Below are 18817 nucleotides of genomic sequence, written 5' to 3' on the forward strand. Positions count from 1 at the left end.
GTCTACGTGTGCGTAGTGGCGAGTCGGGGTGTCATACTCAACGTGAGAGGTGTTGATGGTGATACCACGAGCTTTTTCTTCTGGTGCGTTATCGATCTGATCGAAAGCACGAGCAGCACCGCCGTAGGTTTTAGCCAGTACGGTAGTGATTGCAGCGGTCAGCGTTGTTTTACCATGGTCAACGTGGCCGATAGTACCGACGTTAACGTGCGGTTTTGTACGTTCAAACTTTTCTTTAGACATCGATTGTCCCTCTAAGACACGGATAAATCGGTGATATCACCACATCAACCAGGCGAAAATGCCTGAACTGTTGAATACATTTACATTGAAACAGAGAGAAAGGGAGGGAGAAGTGAAGTGGTGCTGATACCCAGAGTCGAACTGGGGACCTCACCCTTACCAAGGGTGCGCTCTACCAACTGAGCCATATCAGCACGTATTGGAGCGGGCAGCGGGAATCGAACCCGCATCATCAGCTTGGAAGGCTGAGGTAATAGCCATTATACGATGCCCGCATCCTGAAACTCGGCTACCCAGTTCTTTCTGTAACAAAAAAAGAGATTTCTCTCTTTTCTGTTCGAGCTGGTCAATTTTTCCAACCAGCTCCGGCGGCGTTGACGCTGCCAGAAAGTGGTGGTGGGGGAAGGATTCGAACCTTCGAAGTCTGTGACGGCAGATTTACAGTCTGCTCCCTTTGGCCGCTCGGGAACCCCACCGGACTTGATGGTGCCGACTACCGGAATCGAACTGGTGACCTACTGATTACAAGTCAGTTGCTCTACCTACTGAGCTAAGTCGGCATCAAGTAGCGCGCATTCTATGGAGACCTGCGCAGTCATGCAACTAAAAAATTGCATAAAACGTTCTTTCGCTCACATTTTATTCGAAACCAGGGCTAACCGCTGTAAATTCATCCGCTCGTGATTAAAAATCCAACATGAACGCCTGATTTCGGCACGCTATAGCCCCGGGTGATGCCTGCCCGGTTAAGCATCGCTTTCCCATATTTTTTCTTATTATTCCTCTCATCTGGTGTTAACCTCCTGCCCATTGTCCAAAATTAACTATGTGATGAGCCCGCACCCGCCGTTTCGTGATGGTTCACAGAAGCATGCTTATGAGCAAAAAAGAGCAAACGTTAATGACGCCCTATCTTCAGTTTAACCGTAGCCAGTGGGCAGCCCTGCGTGACTCCGTCCCTATGACACTGACGGAAGGTGAAATCGCACGGCTAAAAGGGATAAACGAAGATCTCTCCCTGGAAGAGGTGGCAGAAATCTATCTCCCCCTCTCTCGCTTGCTTAACTTTTATATCAGCTCCAACTTGCGTCGTCAGGCCGTACTGGAACAGTTCCTCGGCACGAACGGTCAACGTATTCCTTATATCATCAGTATTGCGGGCAGCGTGGCAGTGGGTAAAAGTACCACCGCGCGCGTGCTACAGGCGCTGCTGAGCCGCTGGCCGGAACACCGCAGCGTGGAGCTGATCACCACCGACGGCTTCCTGCATCCCAATGAGGTGTTGAAAGAACGCGGCCTGATGAAGAAGAAGGGCTTCCCGCTCTCTTATGATATGCACCGCCTGGTAAAGTTTGTCTCTGATTTAAAATCGGGCGTGCCGAACGTTACCGCACCGGTCTACTCGCATCTGATCTACGACCGCATCCCGGATGGTGACAAAACGGTGGTGCAGCCCGACATCCTGATTCTGGAGGGCTTAAACGTACTGCAAAGCGGGATGGATTACCCTCACGATCCGCATCACGTGTTTGTCTCTGACTTCGTCGATTTCTCAATTTATGTGGATGCGCCTGAAGATCTGTTGCAACGTTGGTATATCAACCGCTTCCTGAAGTTCCGTGAAGGGGCGTTCACCGACCCGGATTCTTACTTCCACAACTACGCTCAGCTCTCTGAAGAAGAGGCTATCAACGTGGCGACCGGGCTGTGGAATGAGATCAACTACGTCAACCTCAAAGAGAACATCCTGCCGACGCGCGAACGTGCAAGCCTGATCCTCACCAAGAGTGAGAAACACGCCGTTGACCAGATTCGTTTACGGAAGTAGATCTCAGACGTAAAAAAACCGGCTTATCGCCGGTTTTTTCCTTTATGCATGCGGCTTTTCGCCGTTTTCATCCTGATCGACCGCGAAGCAGGCCACCAGCTGTCCGCCATAATCTTTCAGTTGTGGCTGCAACTGCGTACACGGACCGAAGCGGCGACGGCAGCGGGCGTTGAACGCACATCCCGGCGGCGGGTTAAGCGGGCTTGGTAACTCGCCGGTCAGCTTAATGCGCTCACGGCGGTCATCCGGGTTCAGTCGCGGCGTCGCAGACAGTAGTGCCTGAGTATATGGATGACGCGGGTTATTAAAGATCTGATCTTTCGTCCCCTTCTCTACGCAGCGTCCCAGATACATCACCATCACCTCATCGGCAATGTGCTCAACCACAGACAGGTCATGGGAGATGAAAACGTACGACAGCCCAAGATCCTGCTGTAAATCCATCATCAGATTCAGCACCTGCGCACGCACGGATACGTCGAGCGCCGAAACCGGTTCATCGGCAATCACCACGTCCGGGTCGAGCATCAGACCACGGGCGATGGCGATACGCTGACGTTGACCGCCAGAGAACATATGCGGATAGCGATCGTAATGCTCGGTTTTCAGGCCCACCTTCGCCATCATCGCCAGCGCTTTTTCACGACGCTGCTCTTTGCTCAGGTTGCTGTTGATCAGCAGCGGCTCTTCCAGAATCTGCCCCACTTTTTTTCGCGGGTTCAGCGAACCATACGGATTCTGGAACACAATCTGGATTTTCTGACGTCGCAGTTTCTGCGCCTGCGGATCGTGCTTGAGCAGATCCTGGCCCTGATAGTAAAGCTCGCCGCCAGTCGGAACTTCAATCATCGTTAACAGACGGCCCAGCGTGGACTTCCCACAGCCAGATTCCCCTACCACCGCCAGCGTTTTTCCGCGTTCGAGAGTAAAGGAGACACCATCCAGCGCTTTTACCAGGCGCTCAGAAGCAAAGAGGCCCTTCTTCACCGGGTAATGTTTTTTCAGGTCGATGGCCTGCAACAGCATTTGTTGCGTACTCATAGTGTTGGCCTCCCGGCATCATCGAGTGGGTAGTGGCATTTCGACTGACGTCCGTCAGCTAACAGGTTCAGCTCCGGCTCGTCGACGCGGCATTTATCCGTCGCATACGGGCAGCGCGGGTTAAGCAGACAGCCCTGAGGACGGTCATATTTACCCGGTACCACCCCCGGCAGCGAGGCCAGACGCGCTTTATCCTGCGCGAACTCCGGCAGCGCGCGCAGCAGCGCCTGCGTATAGGGATGACGCGGGGCCCGGAAGATATCGTGTGAACTCCCGGTCTCCACCACCTGGCCTGCATACATCACAATGATTTTGTGTGCCGCTTCAGCCACCAGCGCCAGATCGTGCGTAATCAGCACCAGCGCCATATTCTCTTTCTGCTGCAACTCCAGCAGTAGCTCAATAATTTGCGCCTGAATGGTCACGTCCAGCGCGGTTGTCGGTTCATCGGCAATCAGCAGTTTTGGTCGACAGGCAATGGCCATCGCGATCATTACACGCTGACTCATCCCACCGGACAACTGGTGCGGATAAACGTCCAGACGCGATGCCGGATCGGGTATACCCACCTGCGTTAGCAGGTCAATAGCGCGCTGGCGACGGGTTTGCTTGTTACCGCCCTGGTGCACCTTAATGGCTTCCATAATCTGGAAACCCACGGTGTAACACGGGTTCAGACTGGTCATCGGGTCCTGGAAGATCATCGCCACTTCCGCTCCCACCAGCTGGCGGCGCTGTTTTTCGGAAATGCGCTGCAGATCCTGACCATTGAACTCCAGGCTTTCCGCCATTACGCGGCCGGGATAGTCAATCAGCCCCATGATTGCCAGTGAACTCACTGACTTACCGGAACCGGACTCCCCAACGATACCAACCACTTCGCCCTGATTTACGCTATAGCTGATGCGGTCCACAGCACGAAACGGTGTGCCTTCATCGCCGAAGTGCACCGATAATTTATCTACATTTAATAACGCCATCTCGTGCCTCTTACTGCTTCAGTTTGGGATCAAGTGCATCACGCAGACCATCACCCATCAGGTTAAATGCCAGCACCGTCAGCAGAATCGCCAGACCCGGGAAGGTGACGACCCACCAGGCGCTTTGCGCGAACTGCAACACGTCGGAGAGCATGGTGCCCCATTCCGGTGTTGGCGGCTGCGCACCCATGCCAAGGAAGCCAAGAGCGGCCATATCGAGAATGGCGTTAGAAAAACCGAGCGACGCCTGAACAATCAGCGGTGCAAGGCAGTTAGGAAGAATATTGACGAACATCTGGCGCATCGCCCCCGCACCCGCCACTCGAGATGCTGTCACATAATCGCGGTTCACCTCGACCAGCACGGCCGCACGGGTTAATCGGACATAGTGAGGAAGCGCAACGAACGTTAGCGCGAGCGCGGCATTGCCTATCGAAGGACCAAAGACCGCGACCAGCACCAGGGCCAGCAGAAGGCTTGGCAATGCCAGCATGATATCGACGATACGCATGATGACGTTATCAACGATGCCGCCGAAGTAGCCCGCCACAAGACCAAGCACAACGCCCATGATCAGCGACAACACCACCACGAGACAGCCAACCAGCAGAGAGAGGCGCGCACCGTACATCAGACGAGACAGCACATCACGGCCAACGTCATCGGTACCGAGCAGGTGCGTCAGGCTACCACCTTCCTGCCAGGCCGGTGGCGCGAGCAGCGCATCACGGAACTGGTCCGCGGGGTTATACGGCGCAAGGAAGTTCGCAAACACCGCAATCAGGATCATGATGGAAACATATACCAGCCCGACGACCGCGCCTTTGTTGCGCTTGAAGTAGTGCCAGAATTCCTGCATCGGCGTCATTGGCACCGGTGCGGTAACCGCTTTATTTTGAGTAACTTGTGACATGATGGCCCCTTACTTCTTATGACGAATACGCGGGTTCACCACGCCGTACAGCAAATCGACCAGCAGGTTGACGAGGATAATCATCGTCGCGACCAGCAATACACCGCCCTGCACAACCGGATAGTCACGGCGTTGCAGCGCATCAATCAGCCAGCGTCCAAGGCCTGGCCAGGAGAAGATGGTTTCGGTCAGGATCGCCCCGGCCAGCAGCGTACCGACCTGCAAACCGATAACGGTCACCACCGGCAGCATGGCGTTACGCAGGGCATGAATAATGATGACGCGCATACGGGTCAGACCTTTAGCGCGGGCAGTACGAATATAATCTTCGCCCAGCACTTCCAGCATGGAGGAACGAGTCATACGCACGATCACCGCAAGTGGGATGGTGCCCAGCACCATTGCAGGCAGGATCATGTGCGCAACCGCATCAATGAAGTTGCCCTCTTCGCCCCAGATCGCCGTATCAATCAGCATAAAGCCGGTTAACGGGTTGGTGTCGTCAAGGAAAACCATATCGCTGACACGTCCGGAGACCGGCGTCAGGTTCCACTGCACCGAGACCAGCATGATCAGCATCATGCCCCACCAGAAGATAGGCATGGAGTAGCCGGTCAGTGCCAGGCCAACGGCGGTGTGGTCGAAAATAGAGCCACGCTTAACGGCAGCCAGCACGCCGACGGGAATCCCCACCGCGGTCGCGAAGATCATGGCGCAGATGCCGAGTTCCAGCGTCGCCTGGAAACGCGGCACGAACTCGTCCCACACCGGAAGACGGCTTTTCAGTGAAATCCCTAAATCGCCGTGTAATACGCCCCAGATGTAGTGGAGGTACTGCTGCCACATCGGCTTATCAAGGCCGAGTTCAGCCAGCAGTTGCGCATGACGTTCAGGGGAGATACCACGCTCGCCCGCCATAATCATCACCGGATCACCCGGGATCATATGGACGAAGGCAAAAGTGAGAAGGGTGATACCGATAAACGTCGGGATAACCAGTCCCAGACGTCGGAGGATGAACTGCAACATAACCCGGATTCTCTCTGATGACGCACGCTCAGTAGCGTGACGTCTGTATTGCTCACAAATGTAAATTCCCTCTCCCTTCGGGAGAGGGTTAGGGTGAGGGGATGCATGCACGCCCCTCACCCCTGCCCTCTCCCACAGGGAGAGGGAGAACACCCTACTTATTATTCAACAGACACGTTTTCGAAGTGGTGTTTGCCCAGTGGATCGACCACGTAGCCCTTCACTTCTTTACGCACTGGCTCGTACACGGTGGAGTGAGCAACAATCAGCGCCGGAGCCTGATCGTGCATGACAACCTGCGCTTGCTTGTACAGTTCGATACGTTTGTTGTGATCATCGGTCGCACGCGCCGGCTGGATCAGGTCTTCAAACGGCTTGTAGCACCAGCGAGAGTAGTTGGAACCGTCTTTCGCTGCCGCACAGCTGAACAGGGTCGCGAAGAAGTTGTCCGGATCCCCGTTGTCGCCGGTCCAGCCCATCATGACCGCCTGGTGTTCGCCCGCTTTGGCGCGTTTCAGGTACTCGCCCCACTCGTAGGTCACAATTTTGGCCTGTACGCCAATCTTCGCCCAGTCAGCCTGAACCATTTCCGCCATACGACGTGCGTTCGGGTTGTAAGGACGCTGTACCGGCATCGCCCACAGCTCAACGGTGAAACCTTTATCCTGGCCCGCTTCTTTCAGCAGCGCTTTCGCTTTCTCAGGATCGTAGGTGTAGTCCTTAATGTCGTCGTTATAGCCCCACATGGTTGGTGGGATCAGGTTCTTGGCCGCAACGCCAGCGCCCTGGTAAACGGCTTTGATGATCGCTTCTTTGTTCACCGCGTAGGTCAGCGCCTGACGCACTTTCACGTCATCGAACGGTTTCTTCTCGGTGTTGAAGGAGAGATAACCCACGTTCAGGCCCGCCTGCTCCATCAGGTTGATATTTTTATCCTGCTTCATGCGCGCGATGTCAGCCGGGTTTGGATACGGCATCACCTGACATTCGTTTTTCTGCAATTTTGCGTAACGCACGGATGCGTCAGGCGTGATGGAGAAGACCAGACGGTCGATCTGCGGCTTGGTGCCCCAGTAGCCCGGGAAGGCTTTATACAGAATACGGGAATCTTTCTGGTACTGAAGCAGCTGGAACGGGCCGGTACCGATTGGGTTCAGGTCCACTTTTTCCGGCGTGCCGGCTTTCAGCATGTTGTCCGCGTACTCTTTAGAGAGAATAGAGGCGAAGTCCATCGCCAGGTCAGCGAGGAATGGCGCTTCCGGACGCGTCAGCACGAACTGAACGGTTTTATCGTCCACTTTTTTCACTTCAGCAATCAGGTCTGGCAGACCCATCCCTTCGAAGTATTCATAGCTGCCGCCAGACACTTTATGGTACGGGTTCTGGGCATTTTTTTGACGGTCGAAGGAGAACACTACGTCGTCGGCGTTAAAGTCGCGCGTAGGTTTGAATTCTTTGCTGTCCTGCCACTTCACGCCCTGACGCAGGTGGAAGGTATAGGTTTTACCGTCTTCGCTGATATCCCACTTTTCAGCCAGGCCAGGAATCACTTCCGTGGTACCGGTTTTAAATTCAACCAGACGGTTATAGATCGGTACAGAGCTTGCGTCGTAAGTCGTACCAGAGGTAAAGAGCTGTGGGTTAAAGCCTTCCGGAGAGCCTTCAGAACAGTAAACCAGGGTTTTTGCCTGTACGCTTGCTGCGACGGTCATGGCCACCAGGCTCAGACCAAGCTTCAGCATCCCTGACTTCTTCAAGGAAATACTCATTATTGTGCTCCAATGTGATGTTTTGCTTTGTTGTGTTACGCCGCCTGACCTTTATTTATTTTTTACCCGGTCCGGTCGGTGATGCCCGAGGGCGTTAAAAGGGATAGAGAATCCTTTCAGAAGAGCGTTTGAGTTGCAGCGCAGATCCTCCCTGAAATGCCCCTCGTGCCCTACAATCTGTCAACAGAATGTGAAAACGTCAATACAGGTGGCGGGGATTTACGTGGAGTGTGAGAAACCGCAAACAAAGATTAAAAAAACTCTGAATGCCAGTTTTCAGCAGAGAAATTTATGCTACTCGCCATGTTGCAGCACAAACCCCTCCCTATTTCGCAACATCCAGTGATTAAGTTTTATTCAGAATGGGTAAATTTTCTTACAGAATGGTGATTATCTGAGCACTAAATACCGCGAACGTTAAAACGCACAGCGAAAAATGCTGAGGTTATCCATAAGCAACGCGAAAAAAGATCAAACTATATATAAAAAAATACAATGGATTATGTCACAAAACCGCAAGCAGGCAGGGGGAAGCAGGGCTAAGGGGTATTTTGAGGACTCGGGTGGGGTAACGCGTTAATGCAAAAAGGGCTAACCTTGCGGTTAGCCCTTTTTAGAATGTGGTCGGCGAGAGAGGATTCGAACCTCCGACCCACTGGTCCCAAACCAGTTGCGCTACCAAGCTGCGCTACTCGCCGAATGCGGAGCGCATCTTACTGCTGAGGTGCGCCCTCGTCAATCCCTTATTTTCAAAAAGCCATTCAACTGGCGATATTCTCGCCAGACCAGCTACTGCGCGGCTTTTGTGGTGTTATCAGGGAGTTTACACCAGTTGTTGTTTTCGTTAATCCCACCGTTCGGTGAGGTATAGCCGAGACAGCCCATAATAGTGTCGTACAGCTCAACGTGACGGCGCGGTACCTTAATCTCTGCCTGCTGTTTCAGGTGGGCAAACATTTTGGCTTTGTCCGGGTTTTCCAGATACTTGTCCGACATCCACATGATCATCGGCACGCGGAACTGCTCTGGTGGCGCCAGCTTACGCGGCGTACCGTGTAAATGCTCTTTCTCGTTGATGGACTCGCCGTGGTCGGCCGCGTAGATCACAATCGCTTTCTTATCGCGAAGCTGGTCAATCACCCGGCTGAGGAAGGTATCCACATACAGAATCGAGTTATCATAGGCATTGATCAACTCCTGCTTGCTACAGTTCTTGTTAATGCCGACGCACTCAGGCGTCCATTTGGCGAAATCGCGCGTGTAACGCTGATAGTAGCTGTAGTGTGACCCTTTGGTATGCAGAACAATAAGGTGCTTACCCTGCGGATGGTTTTTCAGCGACTGTTCCATCTCAGAGAGCAGCAGCATGTCATCAACGTTCTTTCCGCGGTTACGCGGCTCGGCGCCAATCTGCTCGCGGTAGGCGATGTTATCCGCCATGGTGTTGGTGTAGAACCACATCTCACTTTGCATGGCGAACAGATCGGAGCTAAATCCAAGCTGCTTCAGAACAGCAAATACGTTTTGCTCTTTGAGAGTGCGCTGAGGGTTATCACTCGCACCGCCCTCGCGAACAAACATACAGCGCAACGAGAGCTTCGTGGCGGTATCGCAGGAGTAGCCGCGGTATGCCACCAGATTCTTTTCCTGCGCCAGTTTCGGGGTGGTATCGCGGTCATAACCGAGAATACCCATATGATCCCAGCGCGTCGTTTCGCCGATAACGAAGACCACGTAAGTATCATCCAGCCCGTCAGCCGGAGCCTGGTAGGTGAACTTTTTGGTCGGGTTAATCAGCGATTTCACATCGCTGGATTCGTCCGCCTGAGCCCAGGCATAAAGACCTAACGCCGACAGCCAGTTAGACGGCAGGTACGAGTTAGCCACCACGCCGCCGTAGCTTGGCATATCCACGCCTGTCGCTTTTTCGATCCGTTTTTGCTGCTTTTCCATCAGGCGAATAGGCGCCCATACCAGCAGACCCGCCAGAAGAACGACGGCGACGTTGCGGATGCGCTGTCCCCGGGTACGCAGCTGGCGTAACAGGGTGTAGCGACAGGTGTTACTCCAGATAAAGAAGAGCGGGATCAGGCAGGTCAGAATCGTCCACAGGATGAACCCTTGACCCACCACCTCTTTCGAGAGGTCGATGTCCGTGGTCATCACCGAGGCCACAATACCGTAGCCAATGACCACGTTCATGAATGTCATGTAATAGCTTGCGGCGGCGGAGATAATCACCACCAGCGAGGCCAGAATTTGCCATGTACGACGGCCAAAGAGAGAGAGCAGGCGTAACAGGAAGAAGGTCGCCAGAATTGAGCCAAACACTTCAATCGCGGCAAAAATTCCATTTCTTACAGTGAGGTGTTCGAAATAACCTTCCACTCGTCTGAACAGCACCGCGCCATTCAGAAACAAACCGATATAGACAGCCAGCATCAGACACAATCTTTGCTGGGTAAGAGACCTAATATATTTCATGCAAACAACCCTGGGGGAAGGGGTATAAAAACCCGCCGAATCTCAGTGAGAAAGCTGACAGAGTAAGTAGATGCGAGAGAAACCGTTATCAGAAACGTCTACAAGCGCGATAAGTAGACCACAGCAGGGAAGAAAAGTGGCAGCAGAGAATGTGAATCGATGAAGATTTTTACAAAATAGCAAGTCCGGAAGCGATTTAGAAATAAATAAAAGAGGCCCAGCGGCCTCTTTTCATCGCATCATACATGCGCTTCTTTATACAGTTCGCGCTGCGGCTGACGGATCGTGGTGGACAGCGCCAGCGAAATAATCAGCAAAGCGAATATCACGCAGAAGGTCACGTAGAAGCCGCCAAACAGCGAGGCAATCAGTGAACCGCAAATACTGCCGATACCGAAGCCGAGATAAATGACGCCGTAGTTTTTCGCCAGGTTGTTCAGGCCGAAGAACTCGCTCACCAGTGACGGGAAGACGGTAATAGTGCCGCCAAAGTTAAAGGCTACGCAGGCAATTGCTGCAAAGAATGTCGCCTCGTTCAGCGGAGCGAACAGCAGTGCTGCCATACCCACCAGGGAGATGACCTGCCCCAGCGTAATCACACGCATACGGGCGATTTTGTCAGACAGGATACCCAGTACCAGACGACCCGAGAGGTTAGCGATGGAGATGACCGTTACCGCGTTTGCCGCCGTCGCCGCGTCCAGTTTTACCATCCCCTGCGCGATATCTTTCGCCACACCGATGACATACAGACCGCTCATGCAGGCCGTCAGGAACATCACCGCCAGCATCCAGTACTGCGGCTTACGCATGGACTGAGCGAGGGTGAAATCGTTCTCCACCACGCCGTTAACGGTTTTCACTTCCTGCTGTGGCGCATCTTTCATCAGCGTGGCGCCGAAGAGGATCATTACCAGCACAATCACGCCCCAGATCATAAAGGTTTTCTCAAGCCCCACCGAGGCCAGCAGATGGGAGTCAATGAATTTGAACCCCAGGCTGCCCAGACCATATGAACCAATGGCAAACGCGGAGATAAGCCCTTTACGCTCCGGGAACCACTTCACGCAGTTAGACAGCGTCAGCAGATAACCTGCGCCGTCCGCCAGACCCACCAGCACCCCGGCGCTTAACCACAGCATCATCAGGTTGTTTGAATGTGCCGTCAGGAAGAAGCCCACGCCCAGCAGGATCCCGGAGGCCATGGTTACGCGCTTCACGCCGAAGCGCTCCTGAAGTTTGCCCGCCACGGAAGAGGAAATCGCTAATCCAAGGCTCAGCAAGCCGAAGGAGAATGCCACCTGGCTTATCGGTGCGCCGAGCTTATCGGACAGGGCGCTGTTAAACAGGCTCCAGGTATAGACCGAGCCCAGTGCGAACTGGGTAACGATGGTGCCGAAAAGCGTCAGCCAACGCGTGCGGTTATAAGTTGATGTGTTCATGGCAGTGTCCTGCAAGAGAAATTAAGGAAGTTCGCTGAGGACACGATAAACAAAACCCCAAAACGCCAGGGGTAAAACGGCATGAAATGCAGGAGATACGGAATGAAATGCCTGGAAGCGGGAATGAATGACCTTGCCGGAAAAGAAAAAGCTTAAAGGTGAGTGACCACTATCACCACAGCCCGCGCCGTTATTGTATTAAATATGTTACCGCAGCGTTTAAAAAAGTAACAATCCTAAAATTTGGCGCTTAAGCCCAGGGTGTACAAATATTCTTCCTCCGACTGCTGGTTGTAGCTGATCTTCGCCCAGGGATGTAAATCACCATACTGCGTATCAACGCGCCACCCCAACGAGTTCACGCTGGCATGCCAGAGGGGATCGGTAAGCGGCTGCGTGGTAGTTGCCTCACCAAATGCATTCACCGTTGCAGGGAGAGCGCCATCAGTGCGCCACGCCATGACGGGGCCGGTGGTAAAATGTCCCGCCACGGGAAAATTCCAGCCAACGCTCAGAACGGTTTCCGCATCTGAACCGGATGGGTCGTTCAGGGCAAAGCCCGCAGCATTCTGCGAATGGTTGATACGCTCCGCGAGAATATCTTCATAACGAGGTTGGTGATCGGCGTCCCATGTATAGCGTTCCGTCGTATTACTTTGTGCATCTGAAACGATATATTCCTGTTGCCACGCAAAAGCGGTGTTACATATAAGCAGGCAGGCTGAGACACCCACCAGGCCAGAAGCAGCATGGCGACCACTGATTTTTTTTAACATCATCAAAGCGACTCCAGAAAGAGCCGAGTTCGGCGATATATGTCATTGTTCGAAGAGGTATTAGGGCGTATAGCCCTGTATTAACTATTGTCTCTTTAGCAAACACGTCAAGCCGGGCAGATTGAAATTTTTGCGTTTACCGTATCAGGAAGGGAGATGACCTATGCAACGTTGCGGCTGGGTAAGCCAGGATCAGCTTTATATCGATTATCACGACAAGGAATGGGGCGTGCCGGAAACCGACGGTAAAAAACTGTTTGAAATGATTTGCCTTGAAGGCCAGCAGGCCGGGCTGTCGTGGATCACCGTTCTGAAAAAGCGTGAGAACTATCGCAAGGCCTTCCACCATTTCGATCCGGTTGCGGTGGCCGCCATGACCGACGAAGACGTGGAAAGGCTGGTTCTGGATACCGGTATCATCCGCCATTGCGGTAAAATTCAGGCCATTATTGGTAACGCGCGTGCTTATCTGGCGATGGAGCAAAACGGCGAACCCTTCTCAGCTTTTGTCTGGTCGTTTGTGGATAACGAGCCGAAGGTGACGCAGGCTGCCACGCTTGCAGAGATCCCAACGTCGACCCCCGCCTCAGATGCCCTGTCAAAAGCGCTGAAAAAACGCGGCTTTAAGTTTGTGGGCACCACCATCTGTTACTCCTTTATGCAGGCCTGCGGGCTGGTCAATGACCATATTAAGGGCTGCTTCTGCCACCCGGAGGGCCACCATGATCCGCAAATGGCAAAGTGAGGATACCGCTCCGCTTTTGAGTCTGTGGCTGGAGAGCACCACCGAGGCGCATCCGTTTATCGACGCAAGTTACTGGCAAGCGAATGAAGCGGTAGTGCGGGATGATTACCTTCCCGCCGCCGAGACCTGGGTCTGGGAGGAAAACGGTACCCTGTGCGGTTTTATCAGCGTCATGCAGTTCCAGTTCGTGGGGGCGTTGTTTGTCGCCCCGGCGTTCATCGGAAGGGGGATCGGGCGTGCGCTGCTGAACTATGTTCAGCAGCACTACCCGTATTTAACCCTGGAGGTGTATCAGAAAAACGTGCGGGCGGTGAATTTCTATCATGCTCAGGGTTTTCGCATCGAAGACAGCGCCTGGCAGGATGATACCCAACACCCGACGTGGATCATGAGCTGGCAGGCGGATCAAATGCCGTAAGGGGAAGCGCCGGTCCCTCATATTTCTCCACCCATGCCAGCGCCGTATTCCCCGCACAGCCATTCCCCAGCTTCGAGCTGGGGAGATCTTTGGTCAGCACGTTTACGGCGCCGTTCTTACAAATACCGCCCTCTTCCAGCGCCAGATCCGGCCATGCTCCCTGATGAATGCAGAACACGCCTGGGCGGATCCCGTCACTCACTACGGCGCCAGCCAGCACCTGCCCGCGTGCGTTCCAGACGCGAACGAGATCGCCGTCGTTAATCCCCCGCGCCTTTGCATCGTCGCTATTCAGCGCGATCGGCTCACGACCCGCCACCGCATACTGCTCGCGCAGAACCGAATAGTTGAGCTGGCTGTGCAGACGATGGGCAGGATGGGCAGACAGCAGCTGAAGCTGCCCCGGCTGCGCATTGCCATGCCATTCGTCCGGCTCCAGCCACGCCGGGTGCGGCGGGCAGTCCGCGTAGCCAAAGCTGGCGATGCGCTCGCTGTGGATCACAATCTTCCCGCTTTCGGTTTTTAACGGGTGATTCTCCGGATCGCGACGGAAGTCAGCAAAGCGCACAAACCGCGCGTTCTGCTCGCTTTCCGGCATTTCGAAGAGTTGATTCGCCTCCCAGAACTCAGCAAATGGCGGCAGCGTCACGCCCTGCGCAGCCCCGCGCTGGCAGGCAATCTGGTAAAACGTTTCCAGCCATTGCAGATCCGTTTTGCCCTCGGTGAAACGCTCCCGTCCGCCCGCTTCCCATAATTCACTCAGGTCAGCAAAGACGTCATAATCATCCCGCGCTTCATCCCGGGGAGCCACGACGCGCTTCATCGGTACCATATGCTGGTTGCTGTAATCCCCCGTCATGGTGAGATCGTTACGCTCGAACGAGGTCGTGGCGGGCAAAACGATATCGGCATGTTTCGCTGACGCGGTCCAGAAGCACTCCGAGATCACCACCAGCTCCGGTTTCTGCCAGGCGCGGATCAGGCGGTTGGTATCCTGGTGATGGGTGAAGTTGGCCCCACCCGCCCACCAGACAAACTTAATATCCGGGAAATGGCGATCCTGACCGTTGTGCTGATAAAACCCGCCGGGGTTCTCCAGAGCTTCAACAATGCGTGCCACCGGAATTTTATCCACAGCGTCCACGCCACCCTGCACCGAGCCCTGCATGGACGCCAGCACCGCCGCTTTACGCGTCGGGTTGCCGCCGTTGGCAAAGTGATAGGAAAGGCCAAAACCGCCGCCGGGTGTGCCAATCTGCCCAAGCATCGCGGCGAGCGTCACCAGCATCCAGTGCTTCTGCTCGCCAAACTGCTGGCGCTGCATCCCCCATCCGGACATGAGCATCGTGACATTGCTATGGAATAACGCTGCCAGTTCGCGGATTTTAGCGGCATCAACGCCGCAAATCGCCGCAGCCCACTCTGCGGTTTTGGCGATACCGTCGGTTTTGCCCGTCAGATAGTCGGCAAATTTATCGAACCCCGTTGTGCAGCGCGTCAGAAATTCCGTGTCGTGCCAGCCGTTCTCCACCAGGGTGTGGGCGATACCCAGCATCATCGCCACGTCGGTGCCCATATGCGGCGCGATCCAGTCGGCGCTGTCGCCGAAGAAATCAAGCGTTTCAGAACGCATCGGATCGATACAGATGATGCGCTTGCCGCTTTTGCGCAGCGCATCGAAGTAGGAAACGCCCTGCTCGTCGGACGCATTCCAGGCAATTTTAAGGGTATTGAGCGGGTTGGCGCTCCACAGCACCACCACCTCTGTATGCTCCAGCACCAGCGGCCAGCTGGTCTGCTGCTGATAAACCTCATTCCCGCCCACGACATACGGCATGATCGCCTGCGCCGCGCCGGTCGAGTAATCACCCAGATGGCCGGTATATCCTCCGGCCAGGCTCATATAGCGTTGCAGCAGGGTTGCGGCCTTATGCAGCACGCCGTTTGAGCGCCAGCCATAGGAGCCGGCAAAAATGGACGACGGGCCATAGCTGTCGCGGATGCGTTTATGCTGCGTATGGATCAGCGCCAGGGCATCGTCCCAGCTCACGCGCACGAACTCATCCTGCCCGCGAATACCTTGCGGTTTATCCGGTGACGCCAGAAAGCCTTTACGCACCATCGGCCAGCGTACGCGGGTTTTGCTATGTACCTGATCGCGAACGACGGTCTGTAAAGAGTTGAGATGGCGCGAAGGCAAAGCCCCGCGAGACGACAGCACGGTGTCGCCATCGGTTTCGACCAGCATCGGCCCCCAGTGGGCGGCGGTCAGAATGGTTTTTGTTGAGGTGCTCAAAGCGTGCGCTCCTGGTTGCGTGCAGGTATGACGGCCTTTCATTGAGGCAGTTTATCGTTTGTGACAAATTTCAGAGTTATACACTGAATTTTCTCCGTATTCGGACGTCATAATCCACTGCCACGTCCGTCGTGGCAAAGAATAAAAAGGATTAAGGAAATAAGATGAAAAAACGCGTACTCGTTATTGCCGCTCTGGTGAGCGGTGCACTGGCTGTTTCAGGCTGCACAACCAACCCTTACACCGGCGAACGCGAAGCGGGTAAATCCGGCATTGGCGCGGGTATTGGTTCCCTGGTGGGCGCTGGCGTTGGCGCACTCTCCTCCTCCAAGAAAGATCGCGGTAAAGGTGCGCTGATTGGCGCAGCGGCAGGCGCAGCCCTGGGCGGCGGCGTGGGTTATTACATGGATGTGCAGGAAGCAAAACTCCGTGACAAAATGAAAGGTACAGGCGTGAGCGTGACGCGCAGCGGTGACAACATCATCCTGAACATGCCAAACAACGTGACCTTTGACAGCAGCAGCGCGACGCTGAAACCCGCAGGCGCGAACACCCTGACCGGCGTGGCCGCGGTGCTGAAAGAGTACAACAAAACTGCCGTGAACGTGATTGGCTACACCGACAGTACCGGCAGCCAGGATCTGAACATGCGTCTGTCGCAGCAGCGTGCCGATTCCGTGGCCAGCTCGCTGATCACCCAGGGCGTAGAAGCGAACCGCATCCGCACCAGCGGCATGGGGCCGGCTAACCCGATCGCCAGCAACAGCACGGCGGAAGGCAAAGCGCAGAACCGCCGCGTTGAGATTACGTTGAGCCCTGTGCAGTAGGTTAAAGCAAAACGGCAACCCTGTTGCCGTTTTAGTGTTTGCGCCCTCTCCCGTGGGAGAGGGTTGGGGTGAGGGCATCAGACCGCCACCCGGCAAATTGCTTGATTCGTCAGATTTTCCCGTTAAGGTATTCTCACTAAATTCAGGGAAATCAGCGATGAGCAAACCAACCCGGGCCACCATCAGCGACGTGGCGAAAGCCGCCAAAACCGGTAAAACCAGCATTTCACGCTACCTCAACGGCGAGAAACACCTGCTTTCCGATGCACTGCTGGCGCGAATTGAACAGGCCATTGCCGATCTCGACTACCGTCCCAGCCTGATGGCGCGCGGCCTCAAGCGGGGTCGTACCCGTCTGATTGGCCTCATCATCGCCGATATCACCAACCCTTACTCCGTTAACGTCCTCAGCGGCATTGAGGCGGCGTGCCGTGAGAAAGGCTTTACCCCGCTGGTCTGTAACACCAATAACGAAGTTGATCAGGAGTTGCACTACCTCGATCTGCTGCGCAGCTATCAGGTGGAAGGGATCGTGGTCAATGCCGTCGGGATGCGCGAAGAGGGACTAAATCGCCTGCAACAATCGTCGCTGCCGATGGTGCTTATTGACCGCAAAATCCCGGAATTTGCCTGCGATGTGGTCGGGCTGGATAACACCCAGGCGGCCACCACTGCCACCGAACATCTGATTGAACAGGGTTTCGAAGCCATTTTGTTCCTGAGCGAACCGCTGGGTATGGTTAACACCCGCCGCGACCGCCTGGCTGCATTTCGTGCCACGCTGGCGCGTTATCCCGGTGTGATCGCCGAAAATGCCGAAATCTCCCTCCATGAAGCCGGTCAGCTGGATAATACCCTGCGCCAGTTCCATACCCGCCATCGGGGTATGCGCAAAGCGGTGATCTCCGCGAACGGGGCGCTGACGCTTCAGGTTGCCCGCTCGCTTAAACGCATTGGCCTGCACTGGGGCAGCGACATCGGCTTACTCGGCTTTGATGAACTGGAGTGGGCTGAACTTGCTGGCGTAGGCATTACCACCCTCAAACAACCCACCTGGCAGATCGGCTATGCCGCGGTTGAACAAGTGGTTCGCCGCATTGAAGGCACACGCGACGCCGTACGCGAGCAGGTTTTTTCTGGCGAGCTGATCGTTCGCGGCTCTACTGCCCGTTAAATTCCCCTTCGTGACAGCGATCATAAATTCAGCATCCCGATCTTTTCTTTGGAACCGGTTCCATCTAGCGTAATACTATCGATTACGCCCTGGAGTCAGGAAATGAGCAGGAAAATTATGGTGGTCACCGCCGCGTATGGCGCGGATCAGGTGCGACAAGCAGGCGGTCAACGGGCGATGCTTCCCGTTATTGCCGGCGCAGGGGCTGATGGCGTTGAAATCCGCCGCGAGCTCTTCAGCAGCGACGAGTTAATGGCCCTGCCTGCGCTCGGCGAGTCCATTGAACTGCTGGGTTTACTGGCGTGCTACTCCGCCCCGGCCCCCCTGTTTATGCCCGATGGAACCCTCAACCCGGATCTTCCGCGCTACCTTAGCGAAGCCAGCACCCTGAACGCCCTGTGGCTTAAAGTCTCGCTGGGCCATTTCAGCGACAAACAACCGCTTGAAGCCCTGCGCGTACTGCTGGTTGAAAGCGGCATGACGCTGGTGGTGGAAAACGACCAGACCGACTGCGGTCAGCTCGCTCCGATGCAGCGCTTCAAAGCCGCCTGCCGGGTAATGGCGCTGCCGGTCACGCTGACGTTCGATATGGGCAACTGGCTGTGGGTTGGCGACTCCCCGGAAGAGGCTGCACGTCAGTTGGCTCCCGCCGTGAGCTACATTCATGTGAAGGCCGCGATCCCGCATAAGGCGCAATTCCGCGCCGTCGCGCCGGATCAGACCGATTCTCGCTGGCGGGATCTGCTTAATCAACTCCCTGCCGATGCGCCACGCGGTATCGAATTTCCGCTGGAAGGGACGGATCTCACCGCCGTCACCCGCCATTACGTCAACCTGCTGCGCGAGGAGTAA

At 55.0% G+C, this 18817-nt stretch carries 16 protein-coding genes and 5 tRNA genes; 6 read left to right on the forward strand and 15 right to left on the reverse strand.

Translation table 11 applies throughout. The features are described 5' to 3' along the window. The 5 genes from ACNQ0T_RS15105 to ACNQ0T_RS15125 all read right to left on the reverse strand — a co-directional run. Window positions 1-243 (reverse strand): GTP-binding protein (locus tag ACNQ0T_RS15105; protein WP_000031670.1); only part of this gene is annotated, 243 nt, incomplete at its 3' end. A gap of 118 nt (window positions 244-361) precedes the next feature. Further along, a tRNA-Thr gene (locus ACNQ0T_RS15110) sits at window positions 362-437 on the reverse strand. Window positions 438-443: 6 nt separating this feature from the next. Beyond that, a tRNA-Gly gene (locus ACNQ0T_RS15115) sits at window positions 444-518 on the reverse strand. A gap of 116 nt (window positions 519-634) precedes the next feature. Then, a tRNA-Tyr gene (locus ACNQ0T_RS15120) sits at window positions 635-719 on the reverse strand. Window positions 720-727: 8 nt separating this feature from the next. Continuing rightward, window positions 728-803, reverse strand: a tRNA-Thr gene (locus ACNQ0T_RS15125). Window positions 804-1120: 317 nt separating this feature from the next. Here ACNQ0T_RS15125 and coaA point away from each other — a divergent pair. Further along, window positions 1121-2071 carry a type I pantothenate kinase gene (gene coaA / locus ACNQ0T_RS15130; protein ID WP_032622068.1) on the forward strand — a complete coding sequence of 317 codons (951 nt, stop codon included), beginning with the start codon at window positions 1121-1123 and terminating at the stop codon, window positions 2069-2071. 42 nt (window positions 2072-2113) lie between these two features. Here the strand turns inward: coaA and dppF are convergent, their stop codons facing one another. From dppF to ACNQ0T_RS15175, 9 genes are all read right to left on the reverse strand, one after another. Further along, the gene (dppF, locus tag ACNQ0T_RS15135) at window positions 2114-3112 is read right to left on the reverse strand and encodes a dipeptide ABC transporter ATP-binding subunit DppF (protein WP_417930207.1); all 999 of its coding nucleotides are present in this window, start codon (window positions 3110-3112) and stop codon (window positions 2114-2116) included. Next, window positions 3109-4092: a dipeptide ABC transporter ATP-binding protein gene (gene dppD, locus ACNQ0T_RS15140; protein WP_010426220.1), complete on the reverse strand. Its 984-nt coding sequence runs from the start codon at window positions 4090-4092 to the stop codon at window positions 3109-3111. Before dppD ends, dppF begins: the two co-directional genes overlap by 4 nt. 10 nt (window positions 4093-4102) lie before the next feature. Further along, window positions 4103-5005 (reverse strand): dipeptide ABC transporter permease DppC, encoded by a 903-nt coding sequence (dppC, locus tag ACNQ0T_RS15145; RefSeq protein ID WP_022646697.1) that lies wholly within the window; start codon window positions 5003-5005, stop codon window positions 4103-4105. Between the two features lie 9 nt (window positions 5006-5014). Then, on the reverse strand, window positions 5015-6034 hold the full coding sequence (gene dppB / locus ACNQ0T_RS15150; protein WP_022646696.1) for a dipeptide ABC transporter permease DppB: 1020 nt from the start codon (window positions 6032-6034) through the stop codon (window positions 5015-5017). 161 nt (window positions 6035-6195) lie between these two features. Further along, window positions 6196-7803: a dipeptide ABC transporter periplasmic-binding protein DppA gene (dppA, locus tag ACNQ0T_RS15155; protein ID WP_022646695.1), complete on the reverse strand. Its 1608-nt coding sequence runs from the start codon at window positions 7801-7803 to the stop codon at window positions 6196-6198. 621 nt (window positions 7804-8424) lie between these two features. Beyond that, window positions 8425-8501 (reverse strand) — tRNA-Pro (locus tag ACNQ0T_RS15160). A gap of 91 nt (window positions 8502-8592) precedes the next feature. After that, window positions 8593-10287 (reverse strand): kdo(2)-lipid A phosphoethanolamine 7''-transferase, encoded by a 1695-nt coding sequence (eptB, locus tag ACNQ0T_RS15165; RefSeq protein ID WP_022646694.1) that lies wholly within the window; start codon window positions 10285-10287, stop codon window positions 8593-8595. Between the two features lie 239 nt (window positions 10288-10526). After that, window positions 10527-11729 (reverse strand): MFS transporter, encoded by a 1203-nt coding sequence (locus ACNQ0T_RS15170; RefSeq protein WP_063146911.1) that lies wholly within the window; start codon window positions 11727-11729, stop codon window positions 10527-10529. Window positions 11730-11965: 236 nt separating this feature from the next. Beyond that, on the reverse strand, window positions 11966-12508 hold the full coding sequence (locus ACNQ0T_RS15175) for a lipase (RefSeq protein WP_022646692.1): 543 nt from the start codon (window positions 12506-12508) through the stop codon (window positions 11966-11968). A gap of 160 nt (window positions 12509-12668) precedes the next feature. On the opposite strand from ACNQ0T_RS15175, the gene tag reads away from it, so the two are divergent. Both tag and ACNQ0T_RS15185 read left to right on the forward strand, forming a co-directional pair. Then, complete coding sequence (gene tag, locus ACNQ0T_RS15180; protein ID WP_032626511.1) at window positions 12669-13250, forward strand: DNA-3-methyladenine glycosylase I; 582 nt, start codon at window positions 12669-12671, stop codon at window positions 13248-13250. After that, window positions 13228-13668 (forward strand): N-acetyltransferase, encoded by a 441-nt coding sequence (locus ACNQ0T_RS15185; RefSeq protein WP_022646690.1) that lies wholly within the window; start codon window positions 13228-13230, stop codon window positions 13666-13668. The genes tag and ACNQ0T_RS15185 overlap by 23 nt, the downstream gene beginning before the upstream one ends. On the opposite strand, the gene ACNQ0T_RS15190 is transcribed toward ACNQ0T_RS15185, so the two are convergent. After that, window positions 13637-16006, reverse strand: a complete 2370-nt coding sequence (locus ACNQ0T_RS15190; protein WP_417930208.1) for a molybdopterin guanine dinucleotide-containing S/N-oxide reductase — start codon at window positions 16004-16006, stop codon at window positions 13637-13639. The genes ACNQ0T_RS15185 and ACNQ0T_RS15190 overlap by 32 nt on opposite strands. A gap of 122 nt (window positions 16007-16128) precedes the next feature. Between ACNQ0T_RS15190 and ACNQ0T_RS15195 the strand changes: the two genes are divergently transcribed. The 3 genes from ACNQ0T_RS15195 (at window position 16129) to ACNQ0T_RS15205 (ending at window position 18817) form a co-directional block, all read left to right on the forward strand. Beyond that, the gene (locus ACNQ0T_RS15195) at window positions 16129-16791 is read left to right on the forward strand and encodes an OmpA family lipoprotein (RefSeq protein WP_022646688.1); all 663 of its coding nucleotides are present in this window, start codon (window positions 16129-16131) and stop codon (window positions 16789-16791) included. Window positions 16792-16948: 157 nt separating this feature from the next. Then, on the forward strand, window positions 16949-17965 hold the full coding sequence (locus ACNQ0T_RS15200; RefSeq protein WP_023305241.1) for a LacI family DNA-binding transcriptional regulator: 1017 nt from the start codon (window positions 16949-16951) through the stop codon (window positions 17963-17965). A 102-nt stretch (window positions 17966-18067) separates the two neighbouring features. After that, entirely contained in the window at window positions 18068-18817 is a 750-nt protein-coding gene (locus tag ACNQ0T_RS15205) for a sugar phosphate isomerase/epimerase family protein (protein ID WP_417930209.1), read from the forward strand.

This window comes from Enterobacter cloacae complex sp.6700776 (genome assembly GCF_048284255.1).
Lineage (GTDB): Bacteria > Pseudomonadota > Gammaproteobacteria > Enterobacterales > Enterobacteriaceae > Enterobacter > Enterobacter intestinihominis.